Here is a 13125-nt window from a genome sequence, read left to right as displayed (position 1 = left end):
CAGCTTGGAGCCTGTTCCGCGAAGGTGCAGGCGCATTCATCCGTGACGGGCATCACCGTAAGGGTCATGAACGTCGCGGAGGATGCGCGTGACGAACCCACGATTTTCCTCATGCGTCAGGAGGGTGATGACACCGGAAGCGGCCAGGAGATGCAGCGCCTCCCTGAGTTGCGGGTCCGGGGTTGCATCATTGATGACGAGTATTTCCAGGTCACCAGTCCGCGCATCCAGCACGGATTTGAGGCAGGCGCGGCTTTCCGCCAGGCCGCAATAGGCGGGGATGATAACGAGACAGGCTTCCCACCTTTTGAGTGACCCTGCGCGCGGCAATGACGCTGAAAGCCGCGCATCGCCCGACGAAACACGCGGAGGGCGCGTCCCCACAGGGCGCGCAGCGCTGGCGACACAGGGCTCTCCCATCAAATGGCGCCCATAACGGTCCGTCACGTCGATCCGGGCATCGCACGGGATGGATTTCAAGGGAAACGTGAATCGCCGGGCGGCGCGAAATATTGCGTAACGATTCATGTCCCCCGCATCTTCCTGCAGCAGGATGCGATGGGCGTGACCTTCGCTTTTGATCAGGATCTCGGCAGGCGTTTCCGGATCATGCGGATACCAGATCCAACCTTCCAATTTCCCGTTTTTACAGGTGACGAAACCCTCTGTCTGCCGAATGGCCTGCAAGTCGACAGGCGCGCCGAGGAGAGGCTTATCGTCAACTAACACGGTAAGATGCGTCGCCGCCACTCAGTTTTCAGGCAGAGTAAAAGGTAGAGAGACATTTTGCGCGACGAGATGATCATCCAGCTTAATGCTGATCGGCGCGTCGCTCTGCCCGATGACAGCACCGTCATTGCTGACACCGCACCACCCGTCTTTATCGACGTGCCGCCTTACAAGGTCCGCTGTCGGAAAAATTTCAGGTGGCGGGGCGTTCCGGCTGAGGAGCGCTTCTGTAACCACGCAGGCTTGATCAATTCGTTGCAATCTGAGCCAGGTGACCGCAAGAGCCGCTGAGACACGGGGCGACACCGTGAAGTCGGCAAGTTTGCTGAGCTGCACACAAGCTGCCGCCCAATCCCCTGCGGCGAAGTAAGCGAAGGCGTCGCGCTGCGGCAACATTGAGGTCATCCGGCGCCATACGGGTGGCGCGGTCAAGTCAAGTTATGGCCTGCGTGTAATCCCCTGAGAGGGCGGCCTCCGTGCCGCGTCGGTAAGATATCTGGGCACGTTAATCGGTCCAGCATTTCCAATCCGCGCGCTGACGTGCCGAGACTCTATGGCCGTAACCGGTGAAGAGCGGCCGCGGCCTTTTTCGTCGGGCAGGGCCGTCATCCGGCATCGACAACCATCGATTTATTCAGCGCGATAAGGGCCTGTGACGCCTCCGGAACACCGGATTTCTCAGCGCGCTCGTACCAAAGCTGCGCGCCTGCCAGATTGACCTCACCGCCCAGGCCACGCTCAAGATACCGACCCAACATTAATTGCGCCAGGCCGTGACCACGTTCCGCCGCGAGGCGAAACCCGCTTTGCGCCTCTGCGCGGTTCTGTTCCTCAGCATGATGGCCACCGCCCAGCATCGCTCCAAGACCGAACATGCCATCGACATTGCCACGCTGCGCGGCCGATCGGTAAAGCTTGAGTGCACGTGGGTGATCTTCCCCCAGAACGGTTGTTCCGGTCACGAGGAGTTGCGCCAGCGCAACCTGTGCCTCCGGCATCTTGGGCATCTACCGCTTTCTCCAGCCATTCGACGGAAGCCGCCGAGTCCGCTTCGACGCCGAATTCGCCGCCATAAAGTCGACCTAACCAATATTGCGCATTGACGACGCCCTTCGCCGCGACCTTGAACCATTGGATAGACGCCTGCGGATTTTCCTCCGTGTCCACCCCCTGTGCCAGGCAGACGCCGAGATTGAACGCCGCCACCAGGCTCCCGTCTTCAGCCTCGGTCATGAAGCGCTTGGACAGATCTGATTTCTGGGATTCCGACCCGACACCGATCAGGGCCAGATTGCCGAAATCGGCACTTGCGACTGAATCGCCTATCTCCGCCGCCGCATGGCCCATCTCTGCCGCAAGGCGGTACCATCCCCCCGCATCCTCAAAATTGGGGGCGTGGTCAAAGCCACGAATATTCAGGTCGCCGAGTATCGCGGCAGCTTCGGCCTCCCCTTTCAGCACGGCACGACGGAGCCATGTCTCGGCCTGAAAAAAGGTCTTTTTCAACGCCGCGGTCATGGAGCAGGTAAACACCGTAACGCAACGCGGTCGCCGTAACGCCGCCTTCAGCCGCTTTCTGAAAATTCCGCGCGGCACAGACATCGTCGCGCGGCTCGACAATCCCGAGTTCATAAACCCAGCCAAGATAGAAAAAAGCGGTTGGCAGGCCGGCATCCGCCGCCTTACGCAAGAGAGCGATCGCGCTTTTGTCCGGTGACGACTGAAGGCACGCAATGCCGAGGCCGAGCCCCCCTGCGGAGAGCCCTTTTCATGCGCGATCTCATACCATTTGAGGGCTTTCTGCTCATCCTTGATATCATCCGGACCGGATGAATAAATATAACCGAGGAGCCCCGCCGCCTCGACATGCCCGGCCTCAGCAGCTTTGAGGGCCCAGGGCAGCGCCCCGGCCAGGTCAGGCACCCGGCTCTCTCCATCGAAACGCCGCTATAGACGTCCTCACTCTCAGGATCGAAGCCCTTCGGGTAGCCGATAAGGTGAAGTATGGCGAGAAAATATTGCACGTCCGTATGGCCGACCTCCGCAGCGCGGCGCAGTCAGCGCTCACCCTCCCGAAACTGGTAGGGTGTGCCGCATGCCTCAAGGTAAGCGCGCCCGACGCGATATTGCGCCTCAACCATACCCTCTGCCGCAAGGGCCGAGAGGCGAGAAAACCCGTCGACGGCCCGATCATCCTCTTCAAGAAACGCGATTGCGTTTTGCAGACACCGCGGCTTCGGGACAAACATATTCAAGCGAGGGGAAATCGCCACTTGCTTTTACCTCAATGTCTTTGACCTCTTTACGAGGGCTCTCTCAGCCCAGACGAAGTTGCCGCTGTCAAACGATTGAAGAAATATTGCAGCACCGTCCGTTTGCCTACCTGAATATTCGCCGTGACCGGCATACCCGGTATCGGATGGAGAAGGACGGCACGCCATGCAGCGTGTAGCGATCAATCCGCAGACGGACACGGTAAAAGCCATTCGCCATGGATTGTGGTGACTGACCGCGTTCCGCCGCGCCAGCGACGTCCTGAGGGGCATCCTCACTTGAGAACGTATCCGCACTGATGACGCGGACGGTGGCATCCGCGCGCCCATACTGATTATAGGAAAAGGTGGAAAATTTCAGTAAAGCGTGGTCACCAAGTTTCACGAATCCTGCATCCTGACCGCGCAGGACCGCCTCCATCTCAAGCGCCGCGCCTGTCGGGACGAGACTGACGAGAACCTGCGCCCCCTGCACCACCGCCCCGACCGAAACTTTCGCGACGTTTAGGACGACATCATCCTCCGGGGCCCGCAATAAAATCAGCTCGCTGCGCAATTTGGATTTCGTAAATTCGGCCTCCGACTCATCATATCGGTGCTGGGCTTCGCTGAGTTTCGCATAAACATCGGCAAGCCAGTTTTCCTTGAAGGCGGCGAGCTCCTGCTGCGTTGCGCAAGTTTGGCCCTGGCCACGTTAGCATTTTGCTGCGCCTCAATCTGGGCGCGCTCCGCGTTGATCAGTTCACCCTGCGCGCCTAGAGTCATCAAGCGGCTTCCGATAGCTTCCTTCTGAAGTTTCTGACGCATTTCGAGGATCTGACCCCCAATATTGGCGCGCCCCCGATACATGGCGGCACTGGAAACATAACCCTGGATCTGACTCTGAAGTGAGGTGATTTCCTGCTCATATTGCTGGGTTTTAGCCGCAAATTCAAGCCGTCGCTTCAGGAAAGCCGCCGCCTCGTTGACGGAATAGGGATTTTTGATGTCCGCCGAATATTCCTTGCCTTCAGCCTCCGCCTTGAGGCGATTGACCGTCGCCTGATAAGCATCCCGCTGGGCGCGTTTATCGCCAATATCCGCTGTTGTGATCGTGGGATCAAGATGGGCGAGGATCTGCCCTTTCTGCACCATATCGCCCATATTAACGTCAACGGAGCGCACAATGGACGTCTCCAGCGGCTGTACGATGATAGTGCGCTCGACAGAGACGAGCCTTCCGGGGGTCATGACGATTTTATTCATGGGGAATAACGCCGCGGCAAGGAAGCACATGATGAACATCCCCCCCACGACCCACATGATGTAGAGCGCCGCCGGGGAGGGCGGCATGTTGACGAGAGACGCTGTCGGGGAGTGGAACTCCAGCAGCGCGAGCGGCATATCCTGTTGCGCAAACGGGTCGTCAGCCTCATGCGGCGCAATCGGATTGACGGGACCGTCATTTTCCTTCTCGGGATCCTGCTCGACAATATCTTTGTCACTCATTTTTCTTTCCCCCGGGAGAAACATCGCGCCCGGAATCATTATCCGACGATCCGGAGGATTCATGGTGATATGTGTGACGATTCTGCTGCATCCAAAGCGTGCGGCAGACGTCGCAGCGTTCCAGCAGGACGGCATGGGGCGCGACATCAATCACCTGCCCGCGATCCATGACGCAGATCATGTCGTAATCCACCAGGGAGGAAAGACGGTGTGAGACAATCACCATCGTGCGTCTCTGACTGATGCGCTTCAGATTGGCATTCACGAGGGCCTCGCTCTCCGGATCAAGGGCGGAGGTCGCTTCATCAAGGATCATCAGTTTCGGGTCACTGATCACGGCGCGGGCGATGGCGAGGCGCTGCCGCTGACCACCTGGAATATTGGTCGAGCCTTCCTCAATCTGGGTTTCATATCCTGCGGGCATCCGGTCGATAAATTCCTCAGCGCCCGCCAGACGTGCGGCGCGGATAACGTCATTCATCGTGTAACCAGGCCGACCGGAAACGATATTATCAGCGATCGACCCCCTGAAAAGAAAGTTATCCTGGAGGACCACGCCCAGAGAGCGTCGTAAATGCGTCAGATTGATTTCTCGCATTCAAGCGCGTCGAGGCGGAGGAACCCTGTATGCCCCGGCTGACACCCTGTAAGAGACGCGTAATTGTGGATTTGCCGGAGCCTGATCCACCCGACGAGCCCCAACATCGTCCCAGCAGGCACCTCAAATGTCACATTGTTAAGGGCTTTGTTGGAAGATCCGGGATAAGTGAAATCGACATTCTGGAAAGACAGGGCGCCGCGCAGAATTGGCCGCATACCCGTTGTGAGCGCTTTCGTTTCCGTCGGCTGGTTCAGGACAATGCCCGCTTCATTAAGCAAGGTTGTCACCTGATTGACGTCTTCAAGGATTTTGGCGAGACTGACGAGCGGCGACGCAACGCGTGAGCCGAGCATCATGAAGGCCAAAAGCGCACCGACACCGCTATTTGTCTTGAGCGCAAGATAGGCCCCGACGAGGATGATCCCGCGATTGATGAACATATCGAGCGGCATCACGAGTGTGGCAGGCCAGTTTGACATGCGGCCTGAAGCGAGCTTCCAGCGGATGACATTGGCGGTCGTCTCGTCCCATTTCTTCCGCCTTGTCTGCTCCAGCGCGAGGGTCTTGATGGTCCGAATACCCGCGACGGTTTCATAGAGGACGGAGCCCCTCTCCATCTCCGCATCAACCATCTTCGAATAAACGCGCGTCATGGGCGGTAGAAAGACGACGACAATCAGGTCAATCAGGCCAGCACAGGCGAGAGTCATCCAGGCGAGCGTTGTGCTCATGTAAAAAAGTACAGGTAGAATCACGAAAAGCGTGAACATGTCGAGGAACGTTGAAAGCAGCTTGCCCGTCAGGAAGTCACGCACGCGATAAAGGGCCATATAACGGCCAATCACGCGTTCCGTCTGCTCCCGCTCATAAAATTCCAGCGGAAGTGAGAGAAGTCGGTTGAATACGTACAGGAAGATGCGTGCATTCAACCGTGTCGTCATGACAAGCGTCAATTCCCGACGCGCATAAGTCAGCATAATTTCGTAAAAAGTGAATATCACCACAATACCGGTGATCGAAATCAAAGTCGCGGTCGAGTGATAATTAACGACGCGATCCACCATCTGCATCACAATTAATGCGGGAAAGATCTGGAGAACGGCCAGTATCATCGAAGCGAAAACGATGTTGCGGAGACTGACTTTCTCACGCAGGACGATCTTCGCGAACCACATCATATCAAAGCGCGCATCGGCCTCGGAAAGGTCGCAGCGGCGTTTGACGAGCAATATGTCCCCGGTCCAGACCTCGGATAAACGCAACTCATCCACCGGGACGGGTGTCGCATTTTCAGGCGCAAGCGGGTCACGAAGCCAGACAATATTGCGTTCGGGGTCAGCGCGCACCATGAGGGCCGCGGAACCGTCACGCAACATCAGCACCACGGGGGCGTATTGTACATCCGCACGAGAAAGCGCCATTTAATGCGCATCCCCTTGGCGACAGCACCAAAATCATTGAGCCACCGTGCTAGTGTCGCCGGAGAGGGGGATGTTTCACCGGGCTCAGCCGCGAAATCCTTGATATCGAGCTCGATACCGTGGGATTTTGCGGCGGCCATGGCTGCACGTATCCGGATATAAGCCGGACTTGCCTCGCCCGTTAATCCAGTTTGTTTACCAGTCTGATCCACCAATTGCCCTCATACGATGCAATGAAAAACGCGGAAACACTCACTTGGGATTTATAAGATGCCGCTCCTAAAACAAATGCACGCATCTGCAAAGCGGCCTATAGCACAAAAAAGGGCTCTCCAGTGAGAAAACACAGTGCCAGAATTGTCATATTAACTTTAAATTCGTAATATGCGCGTCACAAAATTTACGAATATGGCGGCACATCGAGCGTCACACGCGATGCAAGCATAGGTTGCGCCGCAATGCCTGCCTGTAACGACGTTAACAAGTGTGGTGACGCCACATAAACAAGCTCCTTCGTGAGGGTGTCAGAGGCACTGAGCAAGCGCGATCACTTCACGATAAATCTCATCCGCGCCCTTATGCCGGACCTGACGGCAGGGACATTGTGCAGCGTGACGCCAGGGTGATGACAGGATGGAGGGTGTCTCCGCTATTTTGATAATGCGGTGCCAATGGTGGGATGAGGGCCGTTGACCCTCCGTGAGGAGAATCGCGCCTGATCGTCTTGCCGCGGACCAGTCCGGCACGTGTGCGGCCAAAGTAAGGTTGATGCGGCTCAATATATTGCGCTCCATGTCCGGCCCATCACAAGGGGCCTGCCTCATTTAAGCGTTTCGCGCTCTTGCGCTCAAGCCGGGACGCATTTTAGTTTGACTTTCGATAGGGGCTGACGCGCGACGACACGCCCTGATCTCGTCAGATTTTCACTGAAAGCCTCCATATGACCCGCCCAGCCTTACTCGAACTTCTGAGGGATCGCGTCCTCCTCTGTGATGGCGGGATGGGCTCAAAAGTTCAGATGCTCGATCTTGATACGAAGCGGGATTATTGGGGGCAGAAGAATTGCACGGAAATCCTCTCTCTCACGCCCTGAAATCATCCGGGATATTCACCGCAGCTATTTTGAAGCCGGGGCGGATATGGTCGAGACAAACAGTTTCGGGGGCTCCGTCATCACTTTGGCGGAGTTCGGCCTTCAGGACCGCGCGCGAGAGATCAACAAGCTGTCCGCTGAGCTGGCGCGTGAAGCGGCGGAGAGCTTCGTCGATAGTCACCATCGCTATGTTATCGGGGCTCCTGTCGGCCCGGGCACCAAACTCCCCTCACTCGGCAATATTGATTATGACACGCTGGAAGCGGGGCTCGTCGTCCAATGCCTCGGCCTGATTGATGGCGGGGTTGACGCCATCCTGATCGAGACATGTCAGGATACGTTGCAAATCAAGGCCGCGGTCAATGCCGCGAAAATCGCGAGCGGGCAACTCGGGAAAGAAACGTCGATTTTTGTTCAGGTGACGGTGGAAACGACCGGCACCCTCCTCGTCGGGCCTGATATCGCGGCGGCAGCCACCGTCGTGAATGCGCTGGATGTGTCCCTGATGGGCCTCAATTGCGCCACCGGCCCGCAGGAAATGGCGGAGCATATCAGCTGGATGGCTGAGAACTGGCCGGGGCTGATTTCTATCCAGCCCAATGCCGGACTGCCGGAACTGGTCGATGGCAAGACGCATTACCCCCTTTCACCCGATGATATGGCCAGTTGGGTTGAGCGTTTCGTGCTGGAAAACGGCATTAACCTCGTCGGCGGATGTTGTGGGACATCAACCCCGCATATCGCGGCGCTCGACACGATGTTACGCAAATTGGGGAAGGATTCCTGGCGCCCGACGCCGGTAAAGCGCAGCGTCCATTGGGTGCCCTCCGTCGCCAGCCTCTATACACAGACCGCGTTGCGACAGGAAAATAGTTACTTTTCCATTGGCAAAAGATGCAACGCCAATGGCTCGAAAAAATGGCGCACATTGCAGGAAGCGCATGACTTGGCTGGATGCGTCGCGGTCGGGCGGGAGCAGGCGGCCGAGGGCTCAAACGCGCTCGATGTGTGCACGGCTTTTGTCGGCCGTGATGAGATTGCGGAAATGAATGAGGTGATCACGCGCTTCACCACCGCCGTCAATGCGCCCCTCGTGATCGATTCGACGGAAACGAACGTGATTGGGGCTGCGCTGAAACGTCATGGCGGTAAACCCATCATCAACTCCATCAATTTTGAGGATGGGCGGGACCATGCGGATGCGCCTGGCACGGAAATTCGGGGCCGCCGTGATCGGGCTCACGATCGACGAAGTTGGTATGGCCAAAACGCCGGAAGATAAACTGCGTATCGCGGACCGCCTGATCGAGGTGGCGTGTGGCGAATTCGGCCTGCCGCAGGCCGATTTGATGATCGACCCCCTTACCTTCACGATTGCGACCGGCGTAGAGGATGATCGCAAATTGGGGCTATGGACCCTTGAGGGCATTCGCCTTATCCGGGAAAAATATCCGGAGGTGCAGATTATTCTCGGCCTCTCCAATATTTCATTCGGCCTTGATGCGGCGGCGCGCGCCGTGCTGAATTCCGTCTTCCTTGACCACGCGGTCAAAGCAGGCATGACGGGCGCGATTGTGCATGTCAGTAAAATCCGCCCGCTTCATCTGATCGCGGCGGAGGAGGTGCAGGTCGCGGAAGACCTTATTTTCGACCGGCGTCGGGAGGATTACGACCCTTTACAGAAACTCCTGTCACTCTTCAGCAGACGCAAGGCGGAGGACGCCACCGCCAAGCGCCGCGCCGAAACACCGGAAGAGCGCCTGAAAGACCGAATTGTCGATGGAGACCGGAAAGGGATTGAGGGGGATCTCGCAGCCGCGATGGAGAAAATTGTGCCGCTCAACATCATCAATGACGCCCAGCGCGACGTCATTGGCCTTCAGGTCGTGACTGTCGGGCAGAAAGCGTCGGACCTGGCGCGGGATTGGTTTGAGGCCAATCGATATCAGGATTACCTGTATCTGCACGGCCTTTCCGTCGAGATTGCGGAGGCCATGGCGGAATATACGCATAAGCGGATGCGCGCCGAACTCGGATTTTCCGGCGAGGATGCGCGCGACCGGGAAAAATTGCTGGCGCAGGGCTATCGCGGCTCGCGCTATTCTTTCGGCTATCCCGCCTGCCTACGATTGGAAGATCAGACGTCCATTCTGAACCTGCTTGAAGCCGATAAAATGGAGATTTCGCTTTCAGATGGCTACCAGCTCCACCCGGAGCAATCGACCCCGCGCTCGTGATTTTCAACCCGAAAGCGAAATATTTCACGATGTGAGACCGCTTTGAAATGTGACGACCGCGGCGTCAAACTAGGCCCATCCCGGTCGAAACCGGGATGGGTGTGGGGTTATTTCCCGTAAGTCGGGTAGTCCGTATAACCCTCTTCCGTCTGGGAATAGAAGGTCTTAATATTCCAGGGCCCAAGGGGGAGGTCCTTCTGCAATCACGTGACGAGGTCCGGATTGAAGATGAAGGGCCGACCGAAAGCAATACCGTCCGCCGTGCCGTTCGCAACCGTCTCAATCGCCTGAGACCGCGTATAGTCGGAATTCAGGATCAGAGGTCCGTTGAAAACTTTACGGATCGCGTCGTGAATTTTCGGCTGGTCTGTGCTGCCGTAAGTCCCTTCCGGCCCGATCTCCCGAAGCTCTAGGAAGCCGATCCCGAGATCGCTGAGCATTTTCGCCGCTGGCACGAAGACGGACTCAGGACTCAGGATCAGGCTCAAAGCAACCCTGCGTGTCCCCGTTGGGCGACAGCCGCACAGATGTGCGCGCCGCACCAATCTCCTTGATAATTCGGGCCGTTGCCTCTTTGAGGAAGCGGATGCGGTTGTCCGGCGCGTCACCATATTCATCTTCGCGGAAATTGGAGTTACTCCGCAGGAATTCGTCCAGCAGATAGCCATTGGCGCTGTGAATCTGAATGCCGTCAAAGCCTGCCTGCATCGCATTGCGGGCCGCGATGCCATATTGCTCAACAATCTGTGCAATTTCCTCGACGGTCAGGGCGCGCGCCGTCTCCGCATCTTCCTTGCCTGCGTAGATGTGCAGTTTCATGTCAACACATGTCGCTGAACTTGAAACAATCGGCTCACCCGTGACGGATGAATGCGCCATACGCCCCATATGCCAAAGCTGCGCGACGATTTTGCTGCCCTTATCATGGACAGCCTGCGTGATCGGACGCCATTTTTCGACCTGTTCATCACTCCAGATCCCCGGGGCGTGGGGCCAGCCGAGACCCTGTCTGGAAATGCCGACACCTTCCGAGATGATCAACCCGGCCCCGGCGCGTTGCGCGTAATATTCCGCCATGATCGGCGTCGGGACATGGTCACGCGTTGCACGAGCTCGCGTGAGGGGCGCCATTAATATGCGGTTTTTGGCTTCTATGGCGCCGAGTTGAATCGGTGAAAAAAGATCTGACATAAATTTTCCTATTTGGTCATCTTTCCATCGGGATTGACAGGAATGGGATGTGGCCAGCCCTTTTTTGACCGGCCAGGAAAGGCGCGTTGCCGCCTTTCACCTGACCGAACTGCGCATCACGTCGGGCGATTTCAACCCTTGAAGTCGAAACATATTAAATTTATTATTAATTAATGATTGACGCGGTGATCGCCGTGCGAAACGCGATTGACCTAGCTTTCGTCAGGGTCTCTCTGCCAGATCGCGAATTGCAGCCACGTTGCAAAGCCAAGCCACAGCACCATGGGTGCGATGGCGCATGTTGCTTTGATATCGCGCCGACAGGATGCAGCAACGCCCCCGGAAGCCAAAAGAGTCATCACCGCGGCAAGCCCGGATGCGACCTGCAAACGTCGCCATTGAAAAGCAACGAGGGGGAAGGCTAAAATCCCTGTGGTAAGCAGCGCCCATAAGGTGATGCGCGTCCGTTTCTCACAGGAGGGCGCGTCGGTCATGGCCCGATATCCGTAAAAAGCGAGTCCCAACCCCAAAATCGGCCAGATTGTCGAAAAAACATAAGGCGGAGGCGTGAGATCAGGCTTGTCCAGATCTCAATACCGTTTTGCCGTTGCGGAACCCTGCCGCGCAGGCCCCAGCCATCCGCCAATGCCCAACGACGTGGCAACGGCGGAAAAAGAGATGATCGCAGGAAAAGGACGTATCACACACTCCGGCCAGGCTGGCCGCATCACGGCGGCGGAGCTGGATCTCGCTCCGCCGCCGTGATGCGGCCCGATGAGGGTTCCCAGACAGCAACGCGCTGATCCCCGTTTTGTCCTGAAATCTCGATGATGACATCACCATTTGCACGTGGCACGATATTGGTGATGCGCGATTGACCAGTGACATGAAGCAAAGCGCGACGGACTTCATGCGGGGTCGCGACCTCCGGACGAAGGTGGCGGAAGATGATGACGGTCACCAGCGCGACAAGTCCGACGATGATCAGAACTCCCATCACAATGACGAGTCCTGTCAGGGCGCGAGAAGGGCCGGGATTCGGGTCTTCCAGATTCATGACACACAGCACTTTTTATTTGCTAGAACCACCCTGATGAACCCCCTGCCCCATCATGAAATCGATACAAAACTGGAAGTCTCACCGGAGGATGCCGGCCAGAGGCTGGATCGTTTCCTTACCGGCAAGCTAAGCGCCTATTCTCGCAGTCGTTTGAAAACCCTTATTGAGGCTGGACACATCACCTGCAATGACATTGCCATGACGGAACCGTCAAGTTTGACGCGCGCCGGCCAGGTGATTCGCATCATCGTGCCGGGCGCCCTGCCCGCCACCCCGATCGGCCAGGATATCCCGCTGAACATTATATTTGAGGATCGCGACCTCATCGTGTTGGATAAGGCGCCGGGACTGGTGGTGCATCCTGCCCCCGGCAATGAGGCGGGGACGCTGGTCAACGCGCTGATTGCTCATTGTGGTGACCGGCTGGAAGGTATCGGGGGCGAGAAACGTCCGGGCATTGTGCATCGTCTCGATAAGGACACGTCCGGGCTGATGGTCGTCGCGAAGACGGCATTGGCGCATAACGCCCTTTCAGAGGCCTTCGCCGCCAGAAATATTGAGCGCGCCTATCACGCACTTGCCTGGGGCATTCTCCCTCCCGAAATCATTTTCGAGGGTGCAATCGGCCGGGATCGACGGGACCGTAAGCGTATGGCCGTCGTCACCGGGCAGGGAAAACACGCCATGACAAAGGTGCGGACCCTGTCGGTCCATGGGGGATGCGTCTCGAAATTTGAGTGCCGTTTGATGACGGGTCGGACGCACCAAATCCGCGTCCATCTCGCCCATGCGGGCCATCCGCTTCTGGGTGACCCGGTTTATCTGCGCCGCATCCCCGCAGCCGCGAAAAATCTGCCCCTCCCCGCGCGGCAGGCGGCGCTGGATTTTCCCCGTCAGGCTTTGGATGCTGTGGTGCTAGGCTTTACCCATCCCCGCACCGGAAAAATGTTACGTTTTGAGAAAAGCTTGGCACCGGATATCGTGCAACTCCTTGATACCATTGGTGTTTAAACCCGAGTAATACGGTACTGT

11 protein-coding genes and 3 pseudogenes are annotated in these 13125 nt (G+C 57.3%); 2 read left to right on the top strand and 12 right to left on the bottom strand.

Annotated features, from left to right (window positions below; translation table 11 throughout):
• Nucleotides 1–36: 36 nt before the first annotated feature.
• From AAYR33_00445 to AAYR33_00405, 9 genes and pseudogenes are all read right to left on the bottom strand, one after another.
• Nucleotides 37–729 (bottom strand): glycosyltransferase, encoded by a 693-nt coding sequence (locus AAYR33_00445; GenBank protein ID XAO71497.1) that lies wholly within the window; start codon nt 727–729, stop codon nt 37–39.
• 21 nt (nt 730–750) lie between these two features.
• The gene (locus AAYR33_00440; GenBank protein ID XAO71496.1) at nt 751–1161 is read right to left on the bottom strand and encodes a hypothetical protein; all 411 of its coding nucleotides are present in this window, start codon (nt 1159–1161) and stop codon (nt 751–753) included.
• A 173-nt stretch (nt 1162–1334) separates the two neighbouring features.
• Nucleotides 1335–1604 carry a hypothetical protein gene (locus AAYR33_00435; GenBank protein ID XAO71495.1) on the bottom strand — a complete coding sequence of 90 codons (270 nt, stop codon included), beginning with the start codon at nt 1602–1604 and terminating at the stop codon, nt 1335–1337.
• Nucleotides 1561–2652, bottom strand: coding sequence for a tetratricopeptide repeat protein (locus AAYR33_00430; protein XAO71494.1), 1092 nt, complete (start codon nt 2650–2652; stop codon nt 1561–1563). The genes AAYR33_00435 and AAYR33_00430 overlap by 44 nt, the downstream gene beginning before the upstream one ends.
• A gap of 134 nt (nt 2653–2786) precedes the next feature.
• Entirely contained in the window at nt 2787–3002 is a 216-nt protein-coding gene (locus tag AAYR33_00425) for a hypothetical protein (GenBank protein XAO71493.1), read from the bottom strand.
• Between the two features lie 106 nt (nt 3003–3108).
• Complete coding sequence (locus tag AAYR33_00420) at nt 3109–3558, bottom strand: HlyD family efflux transporter periplasmic adaptor subunit (protein ID XAO71492.1); 450 nt, start codon at nt 3556–3558, stop codon at nt 3109–3111.
• Nucleotides 3543–4490: a hypothetical protein gene (locus AAYR33_00415; protein ID XAO71491.1), complete on the bottom strand. Its 948-nt coding sequence runs from the start codon at nt 4488–4490 to the stop codon at nt 3543–3545. Before AAYR33_00415 ends, AAYR33_00420 begins: the two co-directional genes overlap by 16 nt.
• Nucleotides 4483–6652 (bottom strand): annotated as a pseudogene (locus AAYR33_00410) (peptidase domain-containing ABC transporter). Before AAYR33_00410 ends, AAYR33_00415 begins: the two are co-directional and overlap by 8 nt.
• Nucleotides 6653–7036: 384 nt before the next feature.
• Nucleotides 7037–7306, bottom strand: coding sequence for a hypothetical protein (locus AAYR33_00405; GenBank protein ID XAO71490.1), 270 nt, complete (start codon nt 7304–7306; stop codon nt 7037–7039).
• Between the two features lie 146 nt (nt 7307–7452).
• On the opposite strand from AAYR33_00405, the pseudogene AAYR33_00400 reads away from it, so the two are divergent.
• Nucleotides 7453–9877: pseudogene (locus AAYR33_00400) on the top strand (homocysteine S-methyltransferase family protein).
• 72 nt (nt 9878–9949) lie between these two features.
• Here the strand turns inward: AAYR33_00400 and AAYR33_00395 are convergent.
• The 3 genes and pseudogenes from AAYR33_00395 to AAYR33_00385 all read right to left on the bottom strand — a co-directional run bounded on the left by AAYR33_00395 (nt 9950) and on the right by AAYR33_00385 (nt 12102).
• Nucleotides 9950–11033 (bottom strand): annotated as a pseudogene (locus AAYR33_00395) (alkene reductase).
• Nucleotides 11034–11245: 212 nt separating this feature from the next.
• The gene (locus AAYR33_00390) at nt 11246–11620 is read right to left on the bottom strand and encodes a TspO/MBR family protein (protein XAO72478.1); all 375 of its coding nucleotides are present in this window, start codon (nt 11618–11620) and stop codon (nt 11246–11248) included.
• A 140-nt stretch (nt 11621–11760) separates the two neighbouring features.
• Nucleotides 11761–12102, bottom strand: a complete 342-nt coding sequence (locus AAYR33_00385; protein XAO71489.1) for a hypothetical protein — start codon at nt 12100–12102, stop codon at nt 11761–11763.
• Nucleotides 12103–12126: 24 nt separating this feature from the next.
• Between AAYR33_00385 and AAYR33_00380 the strand changes: the two genes are divergently transcribed.
• On the top strand, nt 12127–13104 hold the full coding sequence (locus AAYR33_00380; protein ID XAO71488.1) for an RluA family pseudouridine synthase: 978 nt from the start codon (nt 12127–12129) through the stop codon (nt 13102–13104).
• Nucleotides 13105–13125 lie beyond the last annotated feature (21 nt).

Source organism: Acetobacteraceae bacterium (genome assembly GCA_039613835.1).
Taxonomy (GTDB): Bacteria; Pseudomonadota; Alphaproteobacteria; order Acetobacterales; family Acetobacteraceae; genus Sorlinia.
The sequence above is the reverse complement of the archived record's forward strand: the minus strand, read 5'-3'. Positions and strand labels throughout refer to the sequence as shown.